Origin of the sequence: Cupriavidus consociatus, assembly GCF_017814975.1 — a bacterium.
GTDB lineage: Bacteria > Pseudomonadota > Gammaproteobacteria > Burkholderiales > Burkholderiaceae > Cupriavidus > Cupriavidus consociatus.
On record NZ_JAGIQA010000024.1, the window covers coordinates 103,633 to 130,027 of the forward strand.

Below are 26,395 nucleotides of genomic sequence, written 5' to 3' on the forward strand. Positions count from 1 at the left end.
CGCGTGGCGCGGGCCCGGCGTCGGTTGAATCGTTAGAACTGGTGGCGCAGGCCGACCATCACGGTGGCCTGGCTGTCGCGCCCATCCAGCGGCGTGCCGCTGCCGCCGGTCCAGCTGGTGGTGTTGTTGCCGAACAGGCCCGACCAGTCGCCGTGGACGCGGTCATAGGCCAGCGCCAGGTAGGTGTCGGTGCGCTTGCTGAAGGCGTAGTCGGCCACGGCATACGCGGTGGTGCGGTTGCCGCTGAAGCTGTCGGCGCGGGTGCGGTTGTGCATCACGCTGCCGGTCAGGGTCACGTTGCCGGTCACGGCATAGCTCGCGCCCAGCGTGAAGAAGTCGTCGCGGCGACTGCTGCCGAACACCGAGCTGATCGCCGCGCGGTTGGTCGGCGTGGCGGCGGTCGACATGCTGGTGATGGTGGCCGTGTCGGTGCCGCCCTTGGACGAATCGAAGCCTGCTTCGCGGTCGCTGTGGATGTAGTTGGCGAACAGGCTGGCGCGGCCGATCGCGGCTTTCAGTCCCGCAAGGTAGATGTTCGCGGTACGGCTCTGGCTGTCGCGGGTCTGCTGGAAGTCGCCGATCGCGGTGATCGGGCCGGCGGCGTACTTCAGGCCGAACGACATGGACGAGGTGGCGCGGGTGTTGCCCGCGGTCTCGCCCAGCGCGTATTCGGCGATCAGCGACACCGGGCCGAAGTTGCCGGTATAGCTGACGGCATTGTCATAGCGCTGGCCGGTCAGGTACACCATCCACGAGTTCGACGGCGCCGCGCCCACGCCGAGCGGATCGACGTAGTACAGCATGGTGTTGGCCGTGGTGTATTGCCGGCCCAGCGCCAGCTCGCCCCACTGGTTGCCGATCTTCACGTATGCCTGGCGGCCGAACAGCTGGCCCTGCTGGTCGAATTTGCCGGTGTCGGCCAGGAACCCGTTCTCCAGCACGAAGCCGGCCTTGACCCCGCCGCCGAGGTCCTCGATGCCTTTCAGGCCGAAGCGGCTGCCCGACAGGAAGCCTTCGCCGCCTTGCTGCATGCCGACCTGCGCATCGCCGGCGGGGTTGGAATGGGTCTGGTAGGTCAGCGCGGTGTCGATGACGCCGTACAGCGTCACGCCCGACTGCGCCATCGCGGCGGCGGGCAGGCCGAGCAGCAGCGGCAATGCCAGGCGCACGGCGTGGCGAAGGGTTTGGCTCATTGTGTTTTCTCCTCCGAAGGGCAAAAAAGGGGGCCGCGCGGGCGGCGCTGGGCGGCTCGCGGGGCGGGGTTTTGTTGTTTGTCGTGGCCGTGACCGGCCTGGGATGGCTAGCTGCTGATCGAGCGCCCGTGTTGCTGTTTTTGTTTTGCTCCCCTCGCCCGCTTGCGGGAGAGGGGCCGGGGGTGAGGGCCGGCGCTTGCCACGCATCGCAGGGTCTCACTTCGTGGAGACTCCCGCCCTCACCCCCGCCCCTCTCCCATGAATGGGAGAGGGGAGAAAACACTCAAGCCGCAAAACCCGGCCAGTCCTCCATCCCTGCAGGCCCGGTGATCTGCGACAGCGCGAAAGGCTCGCCCTCGCGAATGACCTCGACCTTGCCATCGGCCGGGAACCACAGCGCATTGCGCTCGCCCAGCACGGTGCCGGTGGTGCCGTCCGAGTACAGCGCCGAACCTTCCGGCAGCGCGAACACCTGTTCCGGCGCATTGATGTTCAGGAACTCCGCCAGCCGATCCTCCCGGCTTTCGCCGTTGTGCCCCGCGGGCTTGCCGCTGATGAAGTGCGGATTGATCTGGAACGGCACCAGGCCCAGCGCGCGCAGCGAGGGCGGCTGCACGATGGGCATGTCGTTGGTGGTGCGGATGGTCGGGCAGGCCACATTGCTGCCTGCGCTCCAGCCGACGTACGGCGTGCCCGCGCGCACCTTCGCGCGGATCGCGTCGACGATGCCGGCGTCATAAATGCGCTTGAGCAGCGCGAAGGTATTGCCGCCGCCCACTGCGATGGCCTCGGCTTCCTGCACCGCGCGCAGCGGGTCGGCGCTGTGATGGATCGACTCGAGCGCGTAGCCGAGCTTCCCGAACACCGGCTTGACCATGCCTTCATAAGTATCGAAGCTGAAGCTCACGCCCGCGAACGGCACGAACAACACCTTGCGCGGCTCGCGCTGCAGCAGCGTGTGGATTTGCTCGCCGGCGTGCTCCAGGTAGCCGAGGTTGTCCTTGCGAGAGCTGCTCATCAGGAGGATGCGTTGGGTCATGTCTTGGTTTCCGTCAGTTCGATATTGGGTTCAGGCAATGGCGGCGCGGATCAGTGCGGCGACGCGTTCGATCTCTTCGTGCGTGTTGAAATAGTGCAGCGACACGCGCGCCATGGTGGACACGCCGTAGCGCGCCAGGATCGAATCGGCCATGAAGTTGCCCGCTTCGATGATGCATTGCTGCGTCTCCAGCGCGGCCACGATGCGCGCCGGGTCCACGCCGCGCACATTGAACGGCACGATGCCGATGCGCTGGGTCACGTCGGTGGGACCGTAGAGCTCGAAGCCAGGAATCGCGGCGAACTTCGCCACCGCGTACTCGGTCAGGTCGCGCACGCGCGCCTCGATGGCATCGATGCCGATGGCGGTGGCGTAGTCGATGGCGGTGCCCATGCCGAGGATGGCCGGCACGATCGGGCAGCCGGCTTCGAAGCGCTTTGCGCCCGCCACCAGCGACAGCGCGCCGGTGTTGCGGTCGTACGCGCCGTTCCACCAGCCCACCAGCATCGGCTCGACCTGCCCGATCAGCGCGCGGCGCACGTACACGAAGCCCGAGCCCTCGGTCGCGCGCAGCGCCTTGCGCCCGCAGCCGGCGAGGAAGTCGCAGTCCAGCTGCGCCACGTCGGAACGCAGCATGCCCACGCTCTGCGCGGCATTGACCAGCGACAGCACGCCATGCTTGCGCGCGACCGCGCAGATCTGCGCGGCGGGCTGCACGGCGCCTGTGGAGTTGGGCAGGTGCGAGAACGTCAGCAGGCGCGTGCGCGGGGTGATCGCGGTCTCGAATGCCTCTGCGCTCAGCAGCCCTTCGGCATTGGCCGCGACCATCTTCACCACGATGCCATGCGACTGCTCCAGCCGGCGCCACGGCAGCAGGTTGCTCAGCATCTCGGTGTCGGCCACCAGCACTTCATCGCCCGCTTGCCAGGCGATGCCACGCGCGGCGATGGCAATGCTTTCGGTGGCGTTCTTGGTGAAGGCGATCTCGTCGGCCGCGCAGTTGAGCAGTCCGGCCAGCTTGCCGCGCACGGCTTCCACGCGTGCATAGGTCTCCTTGCGGAACGCCGGCAGGTAGATGCCGACGTGCCCGGTATCGAGCAGGTAGCTGCGCACGGTGTCGAGCACGGTGTCGGGCGGAATCGAGGCCGCGGCCGTGTCGAGATAGATGGTGGAAGCCGTCAGCGGAGTGTCGGCGCGGATTGCTTGGATATCCATGAAACGTCTCGGTAATGACAGGCGGGACGCAGCGCATGCGCCCCGGGATGGCTTGGTGCAGGGCTTACTTCTTCAGCTTGGTGACGGAGCCGAAGAAGCTGAAGAGGGCATCGCCGGCGATTACGCCGCCGGCAAAGGCGCTCATCTCGGCCAGGTGCTTGTCGCCGCGCAGGCGCTGCACCACGAAGCGGATCAGCAGGCCCGCCAGCACCGCCCAGCCGGCCAGCGGCGAGGCGATCAGCATGCCGGTGGAAAGCAGGATGCCGAGCTGGCGCTTCGAGCCGCCGAGCCATTGCAGCAGCGCGCCGGGGATGGCCCAGATCACCAGGTTGCGCGCGATCTCGGCCGACGAGCCGGCCTTGATCGATGCCGCATAGACACGGTCCACCGGCGGAATCAGGCCCTGCGAGAAGAAGGTGCCGTGGAACACGATCACCACCACCGCGGCCACGCCGAAGCCGACCATCGCCGCCAGGAACTGCTGCTTGCGGCCTGCGATCTCGGCTTCCATGTCGCGGCCCTCGCCGCGCAGCAGGTAGCCGGTCTTGAGGTCGTAGCCCATGTCGGCAAAGGCCGGGCCGGTGGCGGCCGAGAAGCCCACCAGCACCGCCAGCGCCGTCGGCGGGAAGCCGATCAGGATGCCGATGGTCAGCGTGATCAGCGCCACCGCGAAGGCCGGGAACCAGCCCGAGTGCATCGCCGCGATGCCGACGATCAGCTCGTGCACATAGGCGGCAAATGCGGCGTACAGCACGAACACGACCAGCATGCCGAGCGACATGTCCGACACATGCCCGGCCAGCAGCGAGATCAGCAGCGCGATCGCCAGGTAGATGACAAAGCCGCCAGACAGGATGCGGCTGGCGCGCGAGGCCGGAACTTCGATGGTGCGCGCATCGGCCGCCGGGGCGTTGCGCGCACGGCGGATTTCCATGGCCACCTGGAACAGCGCGACGATGCCCGCGCCGATCATCAGGCCATGCGGGATATAGGCCTTGGCGATATCGATCCCGGTCACCGCCACCGAATAACCGCGTACCAGCAGGCCGATGCCGAACATGGTCAGCGCCGCCAGGTTGCCCAGGAACGCCGCGCCGAACGCCGACATCGGCACGCCCAGCCAGGCGCCGCCCACGCCCACGGCAATGCCCAGGCCCAGGAACGCCGCCTTGCGGCCGCCGCGGTCGCCGGCCCAGATCGCCTCGGCGGTGGCGATGCCCGCCGGCCAGGTGCCGGTGGCCGGGAAGATCCTGCTGCCGAAGAGGAAGTACAGCATCGCCCCGTCGACGAACATGGCGATCACCGCGCCGATCAGCATCGGCGTGGCCAGCTCGGGCATGCCCATCGCATACGGCACGCCGATCGGGATCATCAGCGAGTTGGCGGCGCCGAAGGTGGCCGACGAGATCGCGGTCTGTACCAGGTTCTGCCGCTCCAGCACGCGGAAGCGCCGCGTGATCTCCAGCGGGATGCGCGAGAACACGATCGCGATCAGCGCGCCGATGATCGAGGTATTGGCCGAGATCCCGAGCGACACGATCAGCTGCATGCCGATCATGGCGCCGAATACCGACTGCGCCACCGATACCAGCAGCAGCAAAGGCTCCATAAAGCGCGACCGCGTCGCGGGCTGCGCCGCCACCGGCGCGTTCAGTTGTGTTGGCATGGTCATGTCTTCCACCGCTCCCCGTAGTGTTGTCTGGTTTTGTGTGTTGTGCGCGCGCGTTGCGTGGGCGCGCCGCTATCGCAGAAAGCCCGCCACCGGGCCGATCGTCTTGCGCGCCGCGCGCAGCGCTTCCAGCAGCCGGGGCACGGCGTCGCGCGTCAGCCGCTGCAGCGGGCCGGCGATGGCAAGGGATCCCACCACCGCCCGCGTGTCACGGTGGTGCAGCGGCAATGCCAGCCCGGCCACCGTGGCCGCGGATTCCTCGCAGGTATAGGCAAAGCCGTCGGCGCGGACCTGGGCCAGTTGCGCGGCCAGTGCCGGCGCGGCGCCGGTCAGCTGCCGCCGGAACGCTTCCGGCTGGAAGGCCAGGATCGCCTTGGCATGCGCGCCGGCGTCCAGCGCGAAGCGCTGGCCCACCTCGATCGAAAAGCGCAACTGGTGCTGGCTCTGGGCGATGTCTGTGCACAGGCCTTCGTGACCGTCCAGCCAGGACAGGAAAACCGTTTCGCCGCTTTCCTGCGCCAGCGCCTCCAGCGCCGGCTGGACCACTTCCGCTGGCGAAAACGTCTTGCGCATCACTTGCCCCAGCTCGAACCAGCGCAGCCCCAGCCCATAGCGGCCGACGCTGTCCTGCGTCAGGAAGCCATTGGCGGCAAACGTGGCGAGTGCGCGATGCACGACGGCGTGGTGCACGCCGCTTTCGCGCGCCAGTTCTCGCACGCCCCAACTGGGCTGCCGAGCGGTGAAATGGGTGAGCAGCGCCAGGGCGCCGTCCAGGGTCTTGAGCATGACTGAGTGCTTTGTGTCTCTATTTGAGAGACAACGTCTCTGATAGAGAGAAATGCTAGGCCTCGCCCGGACCCGCAACAATCAGGGTTAACACGCAGACGCTTCCGCTGCCTGGGCGAATATCGACCATGCGCCGTTGCCTATACTTGGCGCAGACCGACTGCTACTGGGGAGGCGCCCATGGCTGCGGAAGACCACGGTTTCGGCGACGAAGCGGCCCGCATCGCGCATCGGCGCCGCCAGCTCGGCATCGGGCCGCGCACGCACGAGGGCCAGCGCAACTGGGCGCTGGCGCTTTCGGGCGGCGGCATCCGCAGCGCCACGTTCTGCCTGGGCGTGATGCAGGCGATGGCGGGCACCGCCATGCCGGCCAGCACCGCCGCCGCCGCCGCGAACACCGCCACGAACACCGCCTCGAACAGCGAGGCGCCTCCAACTCCCGCAGCGAGCACCGCTGCCGCGGCGCAGACCGTGCCCGGACTGGCTTCGCTGCTGGCCCGGTTCGACTACCTGTCCACCGTCAGCGGCGGCGGCTACCTCGGGGCCTTCTTCGTCAGCCTGTTCGTGCCGGGTCGCCTGCGCCGCGACACCGGCCCGGTCCAGGCTGCGGCCGAGGCCTACCACACGCTCCAATGCGAGCCGCCGGGGCGCATCCACACCTCGGCCTCCTATGCCGCCGATCCCGGCCGCGGCGCGGTCGCGTGGCTGCGCGAGAACGGTCGCTACCTGTCGCCCACGGGCGCCGGCGACAACCTCTATGCCGCCGCGCTGGTGATGCGCAACTGGGTGGCCATGCACTTCGTGATCGGGAGCGCGCTGCTGGTATTGCTGTCCATGCTTGCGCTGCTGCTGCATGGCGCCGCGGGAGCGTGGTACGGCTTCGGACGCTATGAGATGGACCTACTGCACGATGCGCGGCAGGCCTTTAACCAGGGCGAGTGCGCGATCTGGTGGAGCCCCTGGCTGTGGCTGCCGCTGGCCACGGCGGTGATCGGCGCGGTGCCGCCCGGCCTGGCGTACTGGCTGGTCTACCCGCGCGCCAACGACCCGCAGGCGCCGGCGCGCTTTCTCAGCCCCGCGCCGCTGGTGGCGACACTGCTCGGCCTGCTGTTGCTGGCCGCCGCGCGCTGGTCGGAATGGCTTGGTGCGAACCTGGTCCCGGCGCAGCTCTTTGCCGCGCTGGGCGCGCTGACGTGGCTGGGCGTCCTGAGCTGCCTGGTGATGCTGCAAGGCGAGCCGCGCACCGTGTCCGGCTATCGCGTGCGCGCCACGCGTGCGCTGCGCACGGCGCTCACGCTGACGCTGTGGCTGGCGGCATTGGGCGTGGCCGATACCGCCGCGCGGACCGCCTACCTGTATGCCCATGCCGCGCATCATCCGTGGGGCGCGGCGCTGCCGGCGGGTGTGCTTGGCGTGCTGGTCTGGCTGGTGCGCTACGGCGCGCGCTGGCTCGACGAAGGCCGCAAGGGTAGCGCCGAGACCGCCTGGCGCGCGCTGTGGGCACGCTTGCCGGTCTCGCTGCTGGCCGGCACGGCAGCGGCGGTGCTGGCGCTGCTGCTGTTCGTGCTGTGGTCGTGGCTGGTGCTGTGGGTGCGCTGGGATGGCCGCGAGCCGGTCGACTGGCTGGTGTACGGCACGGCCTACACCGGGCCGGCGCTGGCAACGCTGACGGTCGTGGCGCTGGTGCTGGCGCTGGTCGCCGGCCGCTTTACCGGGTTCCTGAACCTTTCCACGCTGCAGCCCTTTTACGCGGCGCGCCTCACGCGCGCCTACCTTGGCGCGTCCAATGGCGAGCGCTTTGCCGCGCCCGATCCCGATCCGGTCGCGGACCGCCGCCGGCGCGCGCGCTTCAGCGTGGCGGAGCCCGTGCCCGGCGACCAGCTCGGCCTCAACGCCTACTACGATCCGCGCGTGCTGGCGCCGCTGCACCTGATCAACGTGACGCTGAAACTGACCGTCGATCCGGCCGAGCAACTGGTCCAGCGCGACCGCAAAGGCAAGCCGCTGTGCCTGGCGCCCGGCGCCAGCGTGGCCCAGCCCGGCGCCGCAACCACCATCGCGCCGGATGCCTATGCGCGCTTCACCATCGACGGCTGGCAGTGCTGTCCGGATGCGTCATGGCCCTCGTCGGGCAAGCTGGCGCAATCGCTCACGGTTGGCGACTGGATCGCCATCTCGGGCGCGGCAGTGTCAACGGGGCTGGGCCGGGCCACCACCCTCGGGACCTCGCTGCTGCTGGGCCTGGCCAACCTGCGGCTGGGCACGTGGTGGCCGTCGTACCCGGCCAGGTATGCGCGCCAGGGCGGACGCGAGGGCGAGCGGTGGCGCCATCCCGAACGCGCAACGCATCCGTGGCTGGCCGCCGGCATGTTCCGCACGCAGTATTACCTGGGGTGCGAGCTGAGCGCCCGCTTCCATGGCACGCGGCGCGGCTGGCAATACCTGGCGGACGGCGGGCATTTCGACAGTACCGGTGTCTACGAACTGCTGCGTCCGGGCCGGGACGTCGCGCTGATCGTGCTGTGCGACTGTGGCGGCGACCGGGACTATCGCTTCGGCGACCTCGCCAACCTGATCCGCCTCGCGCGCATCGACCATGGCCTCGAGATCGTCGTCGATACCGAGGCCGCCACGCACCCGGTGCTGAGCCGCGTCTTCGGCGTGCCTGACGATTTCCTGCCGGGCGCGGCGGGCAGCGGCCCTGCCGCCGACAAATGCGCGGTGCTGCTCAACGTGTACAGCACCGACCCGGCCTGCGCGGCGCCGCGCGCGCAGGTCTGCCGCATCGTGCTGCTCAAGCCGCGGCTGGTGTCATGGGCGCCGGCCGACGTGCGGCACTATGGCGCCACGCATCCGGCCTTCCCGCAGGAAGGCACCATCGACCAGTTCTTCGATGAAGCGCAATGGGAAAGCTATCGCGCATTGGGCCATGCGATCGGCCAGCGCGTGCTTGGCGGCGATGTGGGCAAGGCGCTGCTGGGCTGATCGAATCGCCTGAATGATGGCGATAACGTTGGCCATAGCGTTGGCCATAGCGTCGGATCAACGCACGAAGCCGATCACGTCCTCCAGCCGGCCGCTGGCGTCGCGCAAGGCCTCCAGCAGCCGCGGTACGGCGGCCTCGTCCAGGCGCTGCTGCGGCCCGGCAATGGCCACCGAGCCCACCACCGCGCTGCGGTCGCGCGACCACAGCGGCAGCGCCAGCCCGGCCACGCTGGCCGCGGCTTCCTCGCGGGTATGCGCCCAGCCGCGTTCTCGCACCTCGGCCAGCTGCTGCTCGATGCGCTCGCGGTCCAGCGTGGTGTGCGGGCTCATGCGTGCCATGCCCTGGCGGTAGACTTCGTCGCGGAAGGCATCGTCCTGGAAGGCGAGCATCGCCTTGGCATGCGCTCCCGCGTACAGCACGAAGCGCTCGCCCAGCTCGATCGAGAAACGCAGCTGGTGCTGGCTCTGCACCAGCCCCACGCACAGCCCTTCATGGCCGTCGAGCCACGACAGGAATACGGTCTCGCCGCTTTGCGCGGCCAGTTTTTCGAGTACCGGGCGCACGATCTCGTCCGGCGAGAAGCTCTTGCGCACCACCTGTCCCAGCTCGAACAGCCGTAGCCCCAGCGAATACTTGCCGGTGGCCGCGTCCTGCACCAGGAAGCCGTTGGCGGCAAAGGTCGCCAGCACGCGGTGCACCACGGCGTAATGCACGCCGCTGTGCTTGGCCAGTTCGCGCACGCCCCAGGTGGGCTGGCGCACGGTGAAGTGAGTCAGCAGGGCCAGCGCGCCGTCCAGTGTCTTGAGAGTCATCGATCGTTCCTTCGCATCGGGCTGAATGGTAAGGGCAAGCGGCGCGCGGCTCAATCCTTGCCGTCGGGAGATACCCACGCCGCCCGCAGGGCCGCAAATCCGTCGCCAGCACGATCCGCGCGGGCTCACTAACATAGCGAACCATCCGCATTGCAGCGGGCGGCGCGCGTGTGGCGTACGCCGCCCGCCAGACCACAACATGAATCGCGACTCTCTCCCCGCCGGCAACGGCATCGCTTATTCGGTGCTCGACCTGGCGCCCATTCCGCAGGGCAGCGACGCCGGCCAGGCCATGCGCAACTCGCTCGACCTGGCGCGCCATGCCGAACGGCTGGGCTACCACCGCTACTGGCTGGCCGAGCACCACAACATGCCGGGCATCGCCAGCGCCGCCACCGCGGTGCTGATCGGCTATGTCGCCAACGGCACGCAGACCATCCGCGTGGGCTCCGGCGGCGTGATGCTGCCCAACCATTCGCCGCTGGTGATTGCCGAGCAGTTCGGCACCCTCGCCTCGCTGTACCCGGGCCGCATCGACCTGGGGCTGGGCCGCGCACCCGGCACCGACCAGGCCACCGCGCGCGCATTGCGCCGCCATCTGAGCAGCGATAGCGCCGACACTTTCCCGCAGGACGTAGAAGAACTGCAGGCGTATTTCGATGACGTGCGCCCCGGCCAGCGCCTGCGCGCCGTCCCCGGTGCCGGCCTGAAGGTACCGCTCTGGCTGCTGGGCTCGAGCCTGTTCAGCGCGCAGCTGGCCGCGGCAATGGGGCTGCCGTTCGCCTTTGCCTCGCATTTCGCGCCGGGCTTCATGCGCCAGGCGCTCGACCTTTACCGCCGCACCTTCCGGCCCTCTGAATCGCTGGATCGGCCGTACGTGATGCTGGGCTTCAACGTCTTTGCAGCGGACAGCGCCGACGAGGCGCGCCGCCTGTTCAGCTCGCTGCAGCAGCAGTTCCTGGCGCTGGTGCGCGGCACGCCGGGGCAGCTGCGTCCGCCCGTGGACGACATCGAGTCGCTGTGGACCGAGAGCGAGGCCGACCATATCCGCCGCTCGCTGGCGTGTTCGGTGGTGGGAGATCCGGAGACGGTGCGCGCGGGCATGCAGCGCTTTGTCGAGGACCTGCAGCCGGACGAGCTGATGCTGACCGGCCAGATCTACGACCACCAGGCGCGGCTGCGCTCCTTCGAGATCGCCGCCGGCGCGGCGCGCAGCCTCAAGGCCAACGCCGCATTCTGAGCATTCGGTATGGCGCACGCCGCACTTGCGACGTGCGCTTGCCGCCGTCTCGTCATTCCTGTTTGCCATTCTGGTTTGCATCTCGCCGATGCGCTCGGATACATTAGAAGGCCGAGACCAGACAGAGGCGTGGCCACTCAGGCACGCGCCCGCACAGTCCGCCCGATCCACCGCCCCCTCAGCAGACTCGCGGGGCCGACGGCAGCGACGACCAGGAGACAGCGATGGACCTGCGGCAACGCGAGCACATCGAGACGGTGGTCCAGGCCACCACATACCTAGCCCCGCCCGCCGTGCTGGCGGACCGGATCGCGCACGACGCCATCATCCAGAACTCATGGCGGCGCTGCGTGCACCAGTACGGGCTCGATCCCTCGCGCATGCAGGAAGCGCGCATTCTGCCGCAGCCGCGGCTGCGCGAACACCAGGAACGCATCGACGATTTCGCCCGCATCGCGCGCCACGGCCTGCAGAGCCTGTACGGCCAGGTAGCGGCGCTGGGATACGTGGTGCTGCTGACCGATGCGCAAGGCGTGACGGTCGACTATATCGGCGACGCGCGCACCGATGCCGCACTGCGGCACGCGGGCCTCTACCTCGGCGCGGAATGGAGCGAGAGCGGCGCCGGCACCTGCGCGGTGGGAACGGCGCTGGTCACCGGCCAGGCACTGACGGTGCACCAGGCCGACCATTTCGATGCGACCCATATCCCGCTGACCTGTACCGCCGCGCCGCTGTTCGACACGCACGGCAACCTGCACGCCATCCTCGACATCTCCGCGCTGACCTCGCCGCACGCCAAGGACAGCCAGGGGCTGGCGCTGCAGCTGGTACGCATCTATGCCGCCCATATCGAGAACGCCAACTTCCTGCGCGCGCACCGGCGCGACTGGATCCTGAAGCTGAACGTGGCGCCGGAGTTCGTCGATGTCAATCCCGAATACCTGCTGGCGCTGGACGAGGTGGGCTGCATCGTCGGCCACAACCATCGCGCCCGGCTGATGCTGGAGGGTGAGCTGAGTGGCGCGGCCGGCGCCACCGTGCTCGGCCAGCGCTTCGAGGCGCTGTTCGGCGCCCGCCTGGAAGACCTGGGCAACTATGTCTATTCCCGGCCCAGCGAGCAGCGGCTGGTGGCGCTGAACCGCAGCGGCGGGCTGCTGTACCTGAGCGTGATGCCGCCCGCGCTGCGCTGGCAGGCACCGGCGAAGGAAGCGCCGGTGGCCATGCCCGAGGCGCTGGCCGCACTGACCGGCGGCGACGCCGCGCTGCGGCAGCAATTGCAGCGCGCCGCGCGGCTGGTCGATTCGCCAATCAACCTGCTGATCCACGGCGAAACCGGCAGCGGCAAGGAGTTCTTCGCCAAGGCCCTGCACCAGGCCAGCACGCGCCGCGGCGGCCCGTTCATCGCGGTGAACTGCGCGGCGATCCCGGAAACGCTGATCGAGAGCGAACTGTTCGGCCACCTGCCCAACAGCTTCTCCGGCGCCGGCCCGCGCGGCAAGCGCGGGCTGATCCAGGAAGCCGACGGCGGCACGCTGTTCCTGGACGAGATCGGCGACATGCCGCGCGAGCTGCAGTCGCGGCTGCTGCGCGTGCTGGCCGAGGGCGAGGTGCTGCCGGTCGGCGCCGCGCGGCCCGTGCCGGTGCGGCTGCGCGTCATTTCCGCGACGCACCACGGCCTGGAGCAACTGGTCGCCGAAGGACGCTTTCGCGAGGACCTCTTCTACCGCCTGAACGGCGCGCGTTTCGAACTGCCGCCGCTGCGCGCGCGCAACGACCTTGACTGGCTGATGGCCAAGCTGCTGCAGGAAGGCGCGGCCGCACCCGTGACGCTGTCGCCGGCGGCGCGCGAGCGGCTGCATTGCCATCGCTGGCCGGGCAACCTGCGCGAGCTGCGCAACGTGCTGGAATACGCGCGCGCCGTCTGCACCGGCGGCTATATCGACGAGCACGACCTGCCTGACGGCCTCGGGACGGCAGCCATCCCCGCTGCACCGCCACAAGCTGCGCCGGTTGCCGGCGACAGCGACGCCGCGCCATCCGACCCGCACCAGCTGCCACCCGAAGGCATGCTGCTGATGCAGTACCTGCGTGCTTCCGGCTGGAACCTGAGCGCGGTCGCTCGCCAGATCGGCATCAGCCGCATGACGCTGTACCGGCGCATGGAGCGCTACGGGATCCAGTCGCCGAACCGGCGCGACGGCGGCGCGGGCAGCTAGCCACGCGGACGCCCGGTCCTGGTGGTTGCGGTGACTGGGATGACTGCGGTGGAAGCCGGTGGCGAGCCGCCGGCCGCGCACGCCGCGTGCAGCGCATCGATCAGCAAGCGCACGCCGGGCGTGGCGGTACGGCGCTTGCGCGACACGATGCCGTAGGGCACCAGTCGGCCTCGCATTGCCACCGGCAGGATTGCCAGCGCGCCCATTGCGGCGAAATAGCCGGCGATCGCGCTGGGTACCACGGCGATGCGGTCGCTGCCCGCCAGCAGCGGCAGCGTCGCCATGATGGAAGAAGTTTCGATGACATCCTCCGGCAAGGGCACGCGCGCATCGCGAAAGGTCTGGTCAATGATCTGGCGCATCGGGCTGGCGGCAGGCTGGATGATCCATGGATAGCGCGACAGGCCCGCTAGCCGTACGCTGCGCTTGCCTGCCTGCGGATGCCCGGGGCGCGCAACGATCGACAGGACTTCCTCGCACAGGGGCTCGAAAGCCAGGTCCTCGGCAAGCGACCCCGCCGGGATACGGCCGACCACCACGTCCAGTGCATCCTGCCGCAGCGCCTGCACCAGCACGTCGCTGGTATCCACCTGGAGTGCGATGTGCAGCTGCGGGTGGCGTGCCTTGAGCCCGTTGATGGCGCCGGCCAGCAGGTCCGGCACCGGTGCCAGGATCGCGCCGATGCGCACCTTGCCGATCTCGCCCGCGGCGATGGCGGCAAGCTCGTCGTGCAAGGCATCGAGATCGGACAACGCCACGCGCGCATAGCGGATCAGGGCCTCGCCGAACACGGTTGGCGTGATGCCGCGGGCGTGGCGCGTGAACAGCAGCGTTCCGACGGTGTCTTCCAGCTCGTGCAGTGCCTTGGTCGCCGCAGGCTGGGTCAGCGCCATCTCGCTGGCGGCGCCACGCAGCGAGCCGTGTTCGGCGAGTGCCAGCGCCAGGCGAAGATGGCGCATCTGCAGGCGCTTGCGCAGCGTGGCGGCGTTGCTGAGCTGGGTAAGGAATTCGGGCATGGCAGTGTACGGTGGACGCCGGTTTTATAGCACGCATGGCGGACCACACTGCGACCGGAATCAACACATTGCGCTGTCTTGGGCTGGTGCCGAGGACATGTGCCCGGCGCCAATACGGTAGAAGCGCACAGCATTGCCGGCCAACACCCGTTGCCTGGCGAGGGGGTCCGGCAGCGCGTCGGTCACCATGCGCAGCACCGTGCCGAACGCGGCGCTCAACGACGAAACCGGCAGGTTGCTGCCAAACATGGCGCGCTCGTGTCCGAAGATGGCAAGCGTCTCGCGCACAATGCGGCGGTTCCCAGCCGCATCCCAGCGGCCGCCCTGCAGTCCGAACTCGGACAACTTGACCATCACGTTCGGGCAGGCGGCCAGCGCTTGCATGCCGCGCCGCCAGTGCGCCAGCCCGGCTTCCGACCGGTCCAGCGGCAAGCCGGCATGATTCAGTGCGATCGCCAGCTCGGGCAGGGCGGCGGCCACCTGCGCCGCCTCTTGCAGATGCCAGAACGGCACGCGCAGGTCCCACGACAGCCCCTGGCGCGGCAGCCGTGCCAGGTCTTCCAGCCAGGCGGGATCCTGCATCGATCCGGCCCGGCCCGCAACCGACTCGCCAGGAGCGGATGCCGTCAGCGGTTTGCAGCGGATGCCGCGCACCCGCGCAAAACTCGCCTGGCGCGCAAGCAGCTCGGCGCAGTTTGCGGTGCCGAGCGGGGCGTAAGCGACCACGGAGGCGGCCATGCCCTGGGGCCAGCGGGGCTCATGCAGCCACGCCGTCTCGGCAATGGCTTCGTTCCGGTTCCGCTCGGCCTCGATGTGGACGGTTGCCAGCACTGATACGTCCGCCGTATCGCGCCGGTACTCAGCCGCCAGATAGTCATGGCGCAAGGCCTGGTAGTCGCCGAGAAAGAACGTTGCCGGCTGGTACCCCTCCTGCAGCCACGGGTAGTGCCCGCAATCGAGTTGCCACAGATGGTGGTGGGCATCGACGATCGCCAGGCGCTCGCCGGCAGGCAAGGCGTGGCGCGTCATCGGCAGGACTCCGGCAGGGTGGCGGTCAGCACGGCAGCCAGCACGAGCGCGCAAGCGAGCATGTAGACGCCCACGCCAGCGTCGAAATACTGGATCAGGAGCCCAACTGCATACGGACCGCAGAAGCCGCCAAGATTGCCGAGCGCGTTGATCAGGCCGCGCGCCACGCCCGCGTCGTCTGCGGCAAGCAGTCGCGGGGGCAGGGTCCAGAATACGCCCGCGGCGGCTTGCAGGAACACGCCGCAGCCGACCAGCAGACCATAGGCCAGCCAGGTATTGGCATGGAACCATACCGATCCGGCCAGACAGGCGGCAAAGCCCAGCAAGGGCCACATCACGAAGGCGCGGCGTTTCCCGCTTCGGTCCGACCAGGCAGACACCACGAGGATGCCGGCCATGGTTCCCATGTACGGCACCATCGCCAGCAGGCCGACCTGGCCCATGCCGCCGTGGGTCAGGTCCTTGAGGATGGTGGGCAGCCACAGCGTATAGCCATAGATGCCGGCCTGGTAGAGGAAATTCAGGCCGATCAGGCGACGGATCACGGTATCCGACAGCAGCCGCAAGATCACCGTGCGCGTAGTCGCATGGTTCGTTGTCGCAGCGGCAGCTGGCGCCGCCCGTTGCTGCTCCGCGCCCAGCTGCGCCAGTACGTAATCGCGCTCCGCCGAGGAAATCCAGCGGGCCTCCTGCGGCCGGTCGCAGGCCAATCCCAACCAGACGCCGAGGCAGAGCGCCGAGATACCGCCTTCGATGATAAACAGCCAGCGCCAGTCCAGCGCGGCGATGACCAGTCCCGACAGCGGCGCGGTAATCATGCCGGCAATCGGCACGAACAGGATCACCAGCGCATTGGCCCGGCCGCGCTCGTGGTCTGGAAACCAGTTGCCGACGATCGTCAGCACCACCGGCAGCATGCCGCCCTCGGCCACGCCGAGTGCGAAGCGCAGGATCAGCAACTCGGTCTCGTTGCGCACGAGGCCGGTCAGCACGGAGATCACGGCCCACGCCAGCATCGACCAGCCGATGAACTTTCGTCCGCTGCCGCGTACGGCCAGCTTGCCGCCCGGAATCTGCAGCAACAGGTAGCCGGCGAAGAAGATGCCGCCGGCCAGGCCCGCCATGCCGGCACCGATGCCAAGCGCCTCGTTCATGCCGCCCGGCATGGCAAAGGCGATATTGACCCGGTCCATATATGACACGATGCACACCATCAGGATGGGCGGGATGATGCGCCACCAGCGCTGCGCGGGAATCCGGGCGGTGGCCGAGGCGGTGCCGGGCGTCGCGCCGGCAGGAGAATCGAGGGCGACGGCTTTGTCGGCTCGCGCTTGCTGCGGGATGTTCATGGGTCTCCTTCATGGGCGCCTTCAGCCGCTGCTTCGGCGGCTGCTTCGGCGGCTGCTTTAGCGCCTGCGCCTGTGCTGCGATGAAATGGTATGAGTGCCGGCCGACGGTTGCGTTGACGGGCCTGTGGAAGCTCGCGCTTATCGGGGCGGCAGCGCCAGGATGGCGAGGCCGTCCGGCTCCTTGCCGGTGTCAAAGGCATGGCGCAACGCCAGCGTGCGAAGGTCCAGTTCGCTGACGCTGTGGTCGTTGAGCGCAAGCCAGGCGCGGCCAGGGTCGGCTGGATGGAATGCCAGTGCGATCGGCTTGGCGCCGGTATCGACCCGTGCCAGCTCGACCAGCGTGTGCGGGTCGAAGATGCGCAGGCTGCGCTCGCCATAGTTGAGCGCGAACAAGCGGTCGCAAGGCGACCAGTACAGTCGGGTGGGATCCTCGCCCGTGGCGACCGTGCCGAGCACTTCCAGCGTGTGGGCGTCGAGCCGCGCGATGGTATGGTCGTCGCGGCTGGAGACATAGAGCAGGGATTCGTCGGGATTCAGGCAGCAGCCTTCAGGCCGCCGGCCGGCGTGGGCAGCGCGCGGCGGCCGGCTCGCATCGTAGGGGTGGACCAGCGTTACCGTGTGCGACAGCAGGTTGGTCACGTAGGCGCGTTGCCCGTCGCCCGTCAGTACGAACAGGTGGCTTTTGACGCCGCCGGACGGCACGGCGCGCGCCGGCGTGCGGCTCTCCCACGGCGCTTCGAACACCAGCAGCATGTTGTCGCGCTCGCTCAGTGCATAGACGCGGCCTCGCGCGTCAATCTGCAGCCCGTGGATGCGATGAAAAGGCGCGCAGTCCAGGTCGCCTTCACGCTCTCCGCCGGCGATATCGACGCAGCACACCGAGGCGCCGCCATCGCCGGCATGCGCAAAGGTCTGTACCCCGTAGTGGCCGACATAGCCGCGCAGCCGTGCGCGGTCGACCACGAACTCATGTGGGTAGTCCGGCAGCGGCACGCTGAAGCGGCGCGCACCGCTTTCCAGGTCATAGCCGCTGAAGCTGTGGCCGAACTTCTCCACCAGCACTGCGATCCAGCGCGTATCCATTCTGTCTCCTCATTGGCTTCGCGGCGGCATGGCGAAGCAGGTCGTTGTTTGAGGAGGAGAGTCTGGCGCAGGAAGCCGTCACCAACCACTGAATATTGCACAGTGAGGTATTCCCGGAAGTAATCGGCCGCACCCGCGGCCGCCGCTGCGCGATACGGTTGTCCAGTCTGTACAACTGCACTGTGACACCTGTCTCGCCGTGACCGCCGCGCTGGGCTGTTTGCCGCGCGGAGCATGGCAAATCGTGCGGGTTATCCCTTAAATTAAACGGCGCCGGAGGGATGTTTTCCGATCTCGCAGCGGCTTCCGCGCACTGGCACAGCCATTGCAATTTGCCTGTCACCACAACGACAACAGGAGACAGGCAATGGGGCACGCAGCCGTCGCCGGCACGCCACTGGTCGGCATCATCGCCAACCCGATTTCCGCGCGCGATATCCGCCGCGTGATCGCCAACGCCAACAGCCTGCAACTGGCCGATCGCGTGAATATCGTGCTGCGCCTGCTGTCCGCGCTCGCGGCGTGCGGCGTAGGCCGCGTGCTGATGATGCCGGACCGCGAAGGACTGCGCGTCATGCTGGCGCGGCACCTGGCGCGCCGGCAAGGCCCCGACTCCGGCCTGCCTGCCGTCGAATACGTCGATATGCCCGTGACTGCGCGTGTCGACGACACGCTGCACGCCGCGCGCTGCATGGCCGATGCCGGCGTGGCCGCCATCATCGTGCTCGGCGGCGACGGCACGCATCGCGCGGTGGTGCGCGAATGCGGCGGTGTTCCCATTGCAGGCCTGTCGACCGGCACCAACAACGCCTACCCGGAGATGCGCGAGCCCACCATTACCGGCCTCGCCACCGGGCTCTACGCCACCGGGCGCGTTCCCGACAAGCAAGCGCTTGCCTCCAACAAGCGGCTCGACATCGTCATCCGCGACGGCGACGGCGGCTTTCGCCGCGACATCGCGCTGGTGGATGCGGTGATTTCGCACGAGCACTTCATCGGCGCGCGCGCCTTGTGGAAGACCGACACGCTCGCCGCGGTCTATGTGTCGTTTGCCGATCCGCAGGCCATCGGCCTGTCAGCCATCGCCGGCCTGCTCGAACCGCTGGGCCGGCGCGATCCCGGCGGCCTGGCGATCGAGCTGGCAGCGCCCGGCGAGGGCGAATTCGACCTGCGCGCACCGATCGCGCCGGGACTGCTGTGCACGGTGCCGGTTGCCGGCTGGGAGCGGCTCGAGCACGGCCGCCCGCACCGCGTGCGCCAGCGCAGCGGCATCGTCGCACTCGACGGCGAACGCGAGTTGGCCTTCGGGCCGGACGACGAAGTCACCGTGACCCTGCATGAACACGCTTTTCGCAGCATCGACGTGGCGGGCTGCATGCGCTATGCCGCGCAGCATCGGCTGATGCGCAGCAGCAACCCGTTGCTTACCTGCCTTTCCTGAAGTGCAAACCTTGATAGAACGAAGGAGACAGACATGACAGCCAGAGCTTCACAAGATTCCAGCGCGCTGCCGCTCGACAAGGAGACGCTGCTGACGGCGTACCGGAAAATGCGCACCATCCGCGATTTCGAGGAGCGCCTGCACGTGGACTTCGCGCGTGGCGACATCCCGGGCTTTGTCCACCTGTATGCGGGCGAGGAGGCCGCGGGCGTCGGCATCCTGCACCACCTGCACGATGGCGACCGCATCGCCAGCACGCACCGCGGCCACGGCCACTGCATTGCCAAGGGGGTGGATCCGGTGGCGATGATGATGGAGATCTATGGCAAGAAGGGCGGCTCTTGTAACGGCAAGGGCGGCTCGATGCATATCGCCGACCTGTCCAAGGGCATGATGGGCGCCAACGGCATCCTCGGCGCGGGTGCGCCGCTGATCTGCGGCGCCGCGCTGGCGGCCAAGTTCCGCGGCAAGGGCGAGGTCGGCATCACCTTCTGCGGCGATGGCGCTTCCAACCAGGGCACCTTCCTGGAAAGCCTGAACCTGGCCGCGGTGTGGAACCTGCCGGTGATCTTCGTGATCGAGAACAACGGCTATGCCGAGTCGACCTCGCGCGACTACGGCACGGCGGTCGACAGCTACGTCGATCGCGCCGCAGGCTTTGGCATCCCGGGCGTGACTGTCGACGGCACCGACTTCTTCGCCGTGCACGAGGCCGCCGGCGAAGTCATCCGCCGCGCGCGCGAAGGCGGCGGCCCGTCGCTGCTCGAATGCAAGATGGTCCGCTTCTACGGCCATTTCGAGGGCGATGCGCAGACCTATCGCGCCGCCGGCGAACTCGACGACATCCGCGCCAACAAGGACTGCCTGAAGCTGTTTGCCCGCACCGTGACGCAGGCCGGCGTGATCGCGCGCGAGGAACTCGACACCATCGACCGCGAAGTCGCCGCGCTGATCGAGCACGCCGTGCAGGAAGCCAAGGCTGCGCCGCTGCCCGGCCCGGAAGACCTGCTCACCGACGTCTACGTCAGCTATTGATCCGCCTCTCGCCAACAAGACGGCTAACCGAACTATCAGGAGACAAACATGGCTCGCAAACTGAGCATCAAGCTGGCGATCAACGAGGCGATCGACCAGGAAATGACCCGTGACCCCAGCGTCATCATGCTGGGCGAAGACATTGTCGGCGGCGCGGGCGCGGACGGTGAGAAGGACGCCTGGGGCGGCGTGCTGGGCGTGACCAAGGGGCTGTATGCCAAGCATGGCGACCGGCTGCTGGATACGCCGCTGTCGGAGTCGGCCTATGTGGGCGCGGCCATCGGCGCCGCGGCCTGCGGCATGCGCCCGATCGCCGAGCTGATGTTCATCGATTTCATGGGCGTGTGCTTCGACCAGATCTTCAACCAGGCGGCAAAGTTCCGCTACATGTTCGGCGGCAAGGCCGAAACCCCCGTGGTGATCCGCGCCATGGTCGGCGCGGGCTTCCGTGCGGCCGCGCAGCACAGCCAGATGCTGACGCCGCTGTTCACGCATATCCCCGGGCTCAAGGTGGTGTGCCCATCGACGCCGTATGACACCAAGGGCCTGCTGATCCAGGCGATCCGCGACAACGATCCGGTGATCTTCTGCGAGCACAAGAACCTGTACGGGCTGGAAGGCGAGGTACCGGAGGGCGCGTACGCGATCCCGTTCGGCGAGGCCAATATCGTGCGCGACGGCAGGGACGTGTCGATCGTCACCTACGGGCTGATGGTGCACCGCGCGCTGGAAGCGGCGGCCACACTTGCCAAGGAGGGCATCGAGGCCGAGGTCATCGACCTGCGCACGCTGTCGCCGCTGGACATGGACACGGTGCTGGAGTCGGTCGAGAACACCGGCCGCCTGGTGGTGGTAGATGAAGCCAGCCCGCGCTGCAATATCGCCACCGATATCTCCGCGCAGGTCGTGCAGCAGGCATTTGGCGCGCTCAAGGCCGGCATCGAGATGGTGTGCCCGCCGCATACGCCGGTGCCGTTCTCGCCCACGCTGGAAGACCTGTATATCCCCGGCGCGGCGCAGATCGCTGCCGCCGCGCGCAAGACCGTGAAGGGAGGCAAGCACTGATGGCAACGGCAGCAATTACCCCGATCGTGATGCCCAAGTGGGGCCTGTCGATGAAGGAAGGCACGGTCAATGACTGGCTCGTCGACGAGGGCACCCAGATTACCGTGGGCATGCCGATCCTCGATGTGGAAACCGACAAGATCGCCAATGCGGTGGAGGCGCCGGATGCCGGCACGCTGCGCCGCAAGGTGGCGCAGGCCGGCGACGTGCTGCCGGTCAAGGCGCTGCTCGGCGTGCTGGCTCCGGCGGAGGTGAGCGATGCGGATATCGACGCGTATGTATCGGCTTATGAAGCGCCCGCGGACGAGGGCGACGAGGAAGACGCCGCCGCCGCGTACCAGTTCGCCGACGTGGACGGCGTCCGCGTCCGCTACGCCCGCAAGGGCAGCGGCGCCGAGACCGTGCTCTTCATCCACGGCTTTGGCGGTGATCTGGACAACTGGTTGTTCAACCTCGATCCCCTTGCCGACACGTACACGGTCGTGGCACTGGACCTGCCCGGCCATGGACAGTCGTCGCCGCGGCTCGCGGGCACGACGCTGGCGCAGATGGCTGGCTTTGTAGCGCGCTTCATGGACGAAACCGGCATCGGCGCGGCGCACCTGGTCGGCCATTCGATGGGCGGCGGCGTGGCGGCGCAACTCGCCGTGGACGCGCCGCAGCGGGTGCTGTCGGTGGCGCTGGTGTCGCCGGTGGGCTTCGGCGATGCGGTCAATAGCGGCTATACCGAGGGCTTCGTCAATGCGCAGTCGCGGCGGGACCTGAAGCCGGTGATCGAACTGCTGTTCGCGGATGCCGGGCTGGTCAGCCGGCAGATGCTTGACGACTTGCTGCGCTACAAGCGGCTGGATGGCGTGACCGAGGCGCTGACCTCGCTGGGCCGGGACCTGTTCGCCGGCGGCAGGCAGAAGGAGCAGCCCGGCCAGCGGCTGGCCGGCACCGGCAAGCGCGTGCTGGTGGTGTGGGGCGGACAGGACCGCATCATCCCGGCCGAGCATGCCGAGGCGGCGCCGCCCGATGCCACGGTCAAGGTCTTTGCGGATGCCGGCCACATGAGCCAGATGGAAAAGGCCAACGACTTCAACGCGCTGCTCAGGCAGCACCTCGGCGGCTGATGCCGGGCGCGGGCGGCGGCGTGCGCTGCCGCCCGCGGTTGTCTTCCATCCACCGAATCACGACGACAGCTTTTTATGAGCACAGAACTGAAGACCCGCCTCGGCCAGATCAACAAGCAGTTCGCCGCGCTGGCGCAGGCCCAGCCCGCGGCAATGAGCGCATTCCAGGGCCTGATGAAGGCCGCCACGCAGGAAGGCGGCCTGCCCGCCGCGGTCAAGGAGCTGGTCGCGGTCGCGCTGGCCGTGCAGCAGGGCTGCGACGACTGCGTGCTGTTCCACACCGCGCAGGCGCTGCGCCACGGCGCCACGCGCGAGCAACTGGCCGAAGTGCTGGCGCTCAATATCGAGATGGGCGGCGGCCCGGGCGTGATGTATGCATCGAAGGCGCTGGCCTATTTCGATGCGCTCAACGGCTAGCCTTGCTAGACTCGGCTTATCGCTACCCGACCGGCCACCCGACCGCTGCCGCGCCATGCCCTTTGTGTTCGTCGAGCCCGAGCCTGCCGGCCAGCCGCATGCGGATCCTCTGCAGGACGAACTGGCCCTGCTCGAACTCGCCGTGCAGGGCCGGCAGGTCGCGCAACTGTGGGAAGCGCCACTGTCGCTGGTGGTGCCGCGTACCTACCAGCGGCATGCCGGCTTCGAGGCGGCGCGCGCCGAGTTCGCCCGGCAAGGCTGCCCGGTGTTCCTGCGTATGTCGGGCGGGGGACTGGTGCCGCAAGGCCCGGGCATTCTCAACCTGAGCCTCGCCTATGCCGTCGGCCAGCCGCCCGGTGCGCTCAGCGATGCGGTCTACCTGCACCTGTGCGAGGTCATCGGCAAGGGGCTGCTGGCGCTCGGCGTGCCGACCCATTGGCAGGCAGTGGCCGGCTCGTTCTGCGACGGCCGCTTCAACCTGGCATGGGGACCGCCCGAGGCGGCGCGCAAGATCGCCGGCACCGCGCAGTACTGGCGGCGCGCGCCCGCGGCCATGCAATCGTACGATGGGCAACGGCACCTGGTTCTGGCGCATGCGGTGCTGCTGGTAAGTGCCGACCCGGGGCAGATCAACGCCCGCGCCAATGCCTTCGAGGCGGCAATCGACAGCGGGCGCCACTATGATCCGGGCAAGGTGGTCAGCGTGCGCGAGGCGCTGCTGGCGCAGGGGCATGCCGCCGCCGACGAGGCCCAGTTGATGGCGCAGGTATCGCACGCACTGCGGCACAGCGCCGCGCAGACGCCCCCGCCGGCCTCGTTGGCCTAGTCTGCCGGCAGGAAGCGGATGTCGCCATACCAGGCGCGGGCGGCGCCGTGGGTGTTGTCGGTGTCGGTCATAATGCCGTACGCCTTGAGTGGGCCCGGTTGCTCATGGAACACGCGTTCGTAGTCCCGCACCACATTGCGGCGCAGGCTTTGCCATTTGCCGGCATCGCCTTGCGCGCCGGAGACGATGATCATCTGCACGCGGCCCGTATGCGGGTTGGCGATGACGCTGCCCGGCTCGGCGCTGTCGGACCACACATACATCAGCGTGGCATAGGGGAGTTCTTCACCGCCGAGGCTCCTGGCCATCTGCATCGCCGCGCGGTCACCGAGCGAGAGCTTGCTCGTGTCGCCCTCGAAGAAAAACACCAGCCGTGCCGGCGCATCCTCATGGGCAGCGTCGCTGTTGTCCGCGCCGGGAATCGGGCCTTGCGCCTTCCAGCGCCACGCCACCACGGGCGTGCGGGAGAGATTGACATCTCCCGCGTGCATCAGCGCCGAGGCTGAGTGTTCTGCGTCGGCCTGCAGCACCGTGGTGCGGCCATCGGCCACCAGCTGATAGCTGGTCTGCGCCTTGCCGTTGGCCACCGGTAAATTCTTCCAGCCGTCTGGCAGCGCTGCACCTGGCTTGCGCACGGAAACCGATAGCCCGGGCTGTTCGTCCGCGGCCTGTACGGGAAGCTGCGGCAGCAACAGCGCGGCACAACAGGCGAGGCGCAAGGCAGGCGAGGCGCTCATGATCGATCGGGAGGAATATGGCCACGGGGCGTGACGCAAGCCTCGTGCCATCGCCGTGCCGCAGCGCGCGCCGGCCGCGCCAAAAAAAATTGCGGCCCACGTGGGGCCGCCAATCGGGAATGCGAGGAGTTCAGTTTCCTCAAGAGACGTTATCGACGCCGAACGGTCTCGCAAGACCCCACTTTGGTGGGGCGTATGCGTCAGAGTCTGAGAGGCAAGCGATCGCTTACGCGATAAGGTAGGAGCCATGCGGATCTGGTTCAGACGCCGCCTTGATCCTGCGGACGTTGGCTTCCAGTTCGGCATGGGCGGCGTCCAGCCATTCCACGCGATGGCGCACGGGATCCTTGGGCGACAGGTCGCTGACTGACAGTTCGCGCAGGAAATAGCGCACCATGCTGCCGGCTCGCGCGGGTACCGGCATCATGCCGAGCAGCTGCTGGCGCGCGATCAGCCGCCGGCTGACAGCATGCCGGACCCCGGCCCAGGCGGTCCGCCCCAGCGCGATATAGAAAGCGTCGGTGCGCATCTGCCGGACGGTGTCGAGAAACTGGTTTTCGAAGACTTCGCGAAGCATGGGCGCCGCCATCAAATCTTCGAAGGGGCCGTCAAAGGCAAGGCCGCGCCGTGTGGTGGCATGTGGCAGCAAGGCCAGCGGCTGCAGGCGCTCGAAGCCATCGTTCCACAGTGCCGCGGCATGTGGCAGGCCGACCAGCTCTGGTACCCGGAAGTGGTCGAGCATGCGGATCAGGTTCGGGCGCACCAGCTTGCCGCCCAGTTCCACCCGACGCTTGTTCTCGCGCTGGATCATGCGGCCCGGCGCGTGGCTGCGCAGCAGTTCCTCGGTCACGGACGCTGCCAGCCGCACATGGGCATGGCCCGGGGTGGTGCTGACGAGCACCAGCTGCGCCTGCGTGTTCAGGTATTCGCACGGTACGTAGTGCATGGCGTATGTACCGTCTTGCGCAACCAGGACTGGTCTGGCAATGACGCCGGCGGCGCCCGCAAGCCGTACCTGAGAGCAATACGCTTCAATGAAGTTGGTCAAGGACTCCCCCCGCTCGCGACGCTTCTGGATGCGCTTTTTTCTTGTTCTGCGTTTCGATCATGGTAAGCCGGCGCTGCATCGCAGACAAAGCGCGCGGTGCCGGATGAGCCGGAATACGACGCAACCTTCGTTGGTCAGCCAACACACTGGAGCCGGCGTCCCCCGATCGGGTGGGGCGAAGCGGCATCAGGCGCACGGTAGCCCGGGGCTGGCGTCAGGACGATGACATGCCAATGCACGCGAGCGCGTCAGCGGCCCCGGATTGAGGTGGGAGGGGGCAAGGAAAAAACCGGACACGAAGCGTGTCCGGTAACCCATTTGCTGACTCAGGTCGTGTCAGAACCCGAGGATATAAATGATAACGATTATCATTTCTAAACAACAGGAATCCGTCGGTTCTCAGCCGATCGACGTCTCGATTGCGATCTGTCCGGACAGGGTCTTGTGTACCGGGCAACGGTTGGCGACCCGCAGGAGGTCGTCCAGGATCTGGGGCGTCAGTTCACCATTGACCTTGACCTCGCGCTTCAGCGTGTAGGTGCCGCTGGCTTCCTCATGGGCGATCGACACGTGGATGCTGGCAATGGCGTAGCCTTTGCGCTTGGCATAGAGCTGCAGCGTGAGGGTGGTGCAAGCGGCCAAGGCGGAGTCAAGCAAGTCGTGAGGGCTGGGATAGCTCGTGTCGCCGCCCGCGGAAGCATCCAGGTCGGCCTGCCATTTGGCGGTGCCGTTGCTCAGGTGGCAGATGGTGTTGCCCTGGCTCGGCTGCCAGGTCGCTTGGATAGTCATCGATCGTCCCCATCTAATAGGAGAAAGGAAAGCGGCCCGGCGGGCCGGAGCAGTCATTCTATACAGGGCGCGGCCAACCATTTATTGGAAGCGTTGCAAGCTGCACTTTTTCGGGGCTTTCGGAGTTTTCCGAAAAAGTGCTTGCCAACCCTGTCACGCTCCCTTAATATTCGCCCCCTCGCAACACAACGCGGCGCTGCAAAGGCAGACGCAGCAAGGGTTGCGGGGTCGACCGGGAGGTTGGCGCGGCGAGGTTTGCAGCGCTGACCGCAGCAAAAAAAGATTG

The 26,395-nt window shown here is 68.0% G+C and carries 22 protein-coding genes; 9 read left to right on the forward strand and 13 right to left on the reverse strand.

Annotated elements, in window-relative coordinates:
* Positions 1-32 precede the first annotated feature (32 nt).
* The 5 genes from J8I82_RS27485 to J8I82_RS27505 all read right to left on the reverse strand — a co-directional run bounded on the left by J8I82_RS27485 (position 33) and on the right by J8I82_RS27505 (position 5,902).
* Positions 33-1,193, reverse strand: a complete 1,161-nt coding sequence (locus J8I82_RS27485) for a porin (RefSeq protein WP_209761993.1) — start codon at positions 1,191-1,193, stop codon at positions 33-35.
* Between the two features lie 283 nt (positions 1,194-1,476).
* A complete protein-coding gene (pepE, locus tag J8I82_RS27490; RefSeq protein WP_209761994.1) occupies positions 1,477-2,232 on the reverse strand; it encodes a dipeptidase PepE in 756 nt (251 codons plus the stop codon).
* Positions 2,233-2,262: 30 nt separating this feature from the next.
* The gene (locus tag J8I82_RS27495) at positions 2,263-3,447 is read right to left on the reverse strand and encodes an aminotransferase class V-fold PLP-dependent enzyme (protein ID WP_209761995.1); all 1,185 of its coding nucleotides are present in this window, start codon (positions 3,445-3,447) and stop codon (positions 2,263-2,265) included.
* 64 nt (positions 3,448-3,511) lie between these two features.
* The gene (locus tag J8I82_RS27500) at positions 3,512-5,119 is read right to left on the reverse strand and encodes an OPT/YSL family transporter (RefSeq protein ID WP_209761996.1); all 1,608 of its coding nucleotides are present in this window, start codon (positions 5,117-5,119) and stop codon (positions 3,512-3,514) included.
* A gap of 69 nt (positions 5,120-5,188) precedes the next feature.
* The gene (locus J8I82_RS27505) at positions 5,189-5,902 is read right to left on the reverse strand and encodes an IclR family transcriptional regulator (protein WP_209761997.1); all 714 of its coding nucleotides are present in this window, start codon (positions 5,900-5,902) and stop codon (positions 5,189-5,191) included.
* Positions 5,903-6,082: 180 nt separating this feature from the next.
* Here J8I82_RS27505 and J8I82_RS27510 point away from each other — a divergent pair, with 180 nt between their 5' ends.
* A complete protein-coding gene (locus J8I82_RS27510; protein WP_209761998.1) occupies positions 6,083-8,887 on the forward strand; it encodes a hypothetical protein in 2,805 nt (934 codons plus the stop codon).
* 57 nt (positions 8,888-8,944) lie between these two features.
* Here J8I82_RS27510 and J8I82_RS27515 read toward each other — a convergent pair whose 3' ends face one another.
* Positions 8,945-9,700, reverse strand: a complete 756-nt coding sequence (locus J8I82_RS27515) for an IclR family transcriptional regulator (RefSeq protein WP_209761999.1) — start codon at positions 9,698-9,700, stop codon at positions 8,945-8,947.
* A gap of 199 nt (positions 9,701-9,899) precedes the next feature.
* Here J8I82_RS27515 and J8I82_RS27520 point away from each other — a divergent pair, with 199 nt between their 5' ends.
* Together J8I82_RS27520 and J8I82_RS27525 are read left to right on the forward strand one after the other, a co-directional pair.
* Entirely contained in the window at positions 9,900-10,940 is a 1,041-nt protein-coding gene (locus tag J8I82_RS27520) for an LLM class flavin-dependent oxidoreductase (RefSeq protein ID WP_209762000.1), read from the forward strand.
* Positions 10,941-11,164: 224 nt separating this feature from the next.
* Positions 11,165-13,159: a sigma-54-dependent Fis family transcriptional regulator gene (locus tag J8I82_RS27525; RefSeq protein WP_209762001.1), complete on the forward strand. Its 1,995-nt coding sequence runs from the start codon at positions 11,165-11,167 to the stop codon at positions 13,157-13,159.
* On the opposite strand, the gene J8I82_RS27530 is transcribed toward J8I82_RS27525, so the two are convergent.
* From J8I82_RS27530 to J8I82_RS27545, 4 genes are all read right to left on the reverse strand, one after another.
* Complete coding sequence (locus J8I82_RS27530) at positions 13,156-14,175, reverse strand: LysR family transcriptional regulator (protein ID WP_245180159.1); 1,020 nt, start codon at positions 14,173-14,175, stop codon at positions 13,156-13,158. The two genes, J8I82_RS27525 and J8I82_RS27530, sit on opposite strands and share 4 nt — an antisense overlap.
* 60 nt (positions 14,176-14,235) lie before the next feature.
* Entirely contained in the window at positions 14,236-15,204 is a 969-nt protein-coding gene (locus J8I82_RS27535; protein ID WP_209762002.1) for an amidohydrolase family protein, read from the reverse strand.
* Positions 15,201-16,553 carry an MFS transporter gene (locus J8I82_RS27540; RefSeq protein WP_209762003.1) on the reverse strand — a complete coding sequence of 451 codons (1,353 nt, stop codon included), beginning with the start codon at positions 16,551-16,553 and terminating at the stop codon, positions 15,201-15,203. Before J8I82_RS27540 ends, J8I82_RS27535 begins: the two co-directional genes overlap by 4 nt.
* Positions 16,554-16,691: 138 nt before the next feature.
* A complete protein-coding gene (locus J8I82_RS27545) occupies positions 16,692-17,636 on the reverse strand; it encodes a YncE family protein (protein ID WP_209762004.1) in 945 nt (314 codons plus the stop codon).
* 367 nt (positions 17,637-18,003) lie between these two features.
* Between J8I82_RS27545 and J8I82_RS27550 the strand changes: the two genes are divergently transcribed.
* From J8I82_RS27550 to J8I82_RS27575, 6 genes are all read left to right on the forward strand, one after another.
* The gene (locus J8I82_RS27550; RefSeq protein ID WP_209762005.1) at positions 18,004-19,077 is read left to right on the forward strand and encodes an ATP-NAD kinase family protein; all 1,074 of its coding nucleotides are present in this window, start codon (positions 18,004-18,006) and stop codon (positions 19,075-19,077) included.
* Positions 19,078-19,110: 33 nt separating this feature from the next.
* A complete protein-coding gene (locus tag J8I82_RS27555; RefSeq protein WP_209762006.1) occupies positions 19,111-20,112 on the forward strand; it encodes a thiamine pyrophosphate-dependent dehydrogenase E1 component subunit alpha in 1,002 nt (333 codons plus the stop codon).
* Positions 20,113-20,160: 48 nt separating this feature from the next.
* Entirely contained in the window at positions 20,161-21,177 is a 1,017-nt protein-coding gene (locus J8I82_RS27560) for an alpha-ketoacid dehydrogenase subunit beta (protein ID WP_209762007.1), read from the forward strand.
* Positions 21,177-22,292, forward strand: a complete 1,116-nt coding sequence (locus tag J8I82_RS27565; RefSeq protein WP_209762008.1) for an acetoin dehydrogenase dihydrolipoyllysine-residue acetyltransferase subunit — start codon at positions 21,177-21,179, stop codon at positions 22,290-22,292. Before J8I82_RS27560 ends, J8I82_RS27565 begins: the two co-directional genes overlap by 1 nt.
* A gap of 75 nt (positions 22,293-22,367) precedes the next feature.
* Positions 22,368-22,709, forward strand: coding sequence for a carboxymuconolactone decarboxylase family protein (locus J8I82_RS27570; RefSeq protein ID WP_209762009.1), 342 nt, complete (start codon positions 22,368-22,370; stop codon positions 22,707-22,709).
* Between the two features lie 55 nt (positions 22,710-22,764).
* Positions 22,765-23,535 carry a lipoyl protein ligase domain-containing protein gene (locus J8I82_RS27575; protein ID WP_209762010.1) on the forward strand — a complete coding sequence of 257 codons (771 nt, stop codon included), beginning with the start codon at positions 22,765-22,767 and terminating at the stop codon, positions 23,533-23,535.
* Here the strand turns inward: J8I82_RS27575 and J8I82_RS27580 are convergent.
* The 3 genes from J8I82_RS27580 to J8I82_RS27590 form a co-directional block, all read right to left on the reverse strand.
* A complete protein-coding gene (locus J8I82_RS27580) occupies positions 23,532-24,272 on the reverse strand; it encodes a DUF3047 domain-containing protein (protein WP_209762011.1) in 741 nt (246 codons plus the stop codon). The two genes, J8I82_RS27575 and J8I82_RS27580, sit on opposite strands and share 4 nt — an antisense overlap.
* Before the next feature lie 226 nt (positions 24,273-24,498).
* Positions 24,499-25,320, reverse strand: a complete 822-nt coding sequence (locus tag J8I82_RS27585; protein WP_209762012.1) for a hypothetical protein — start codon at positions 25,318-25,320, stop codon at positions 24,499-24,501.
* A gap of 399 nt (positions 25,321-25,719) precedes the next feature.
* Entirely contained in the window at positions 25,720-26,109 is a 390-nt protein-coding gene (locus J8I82_RS27590; protein WP_209762013.1) for an OsmC family protein, read from the reverse strand.
* Between the last annotated feature and the right edge of the window lie 286 nt (positions 26,110-26,395).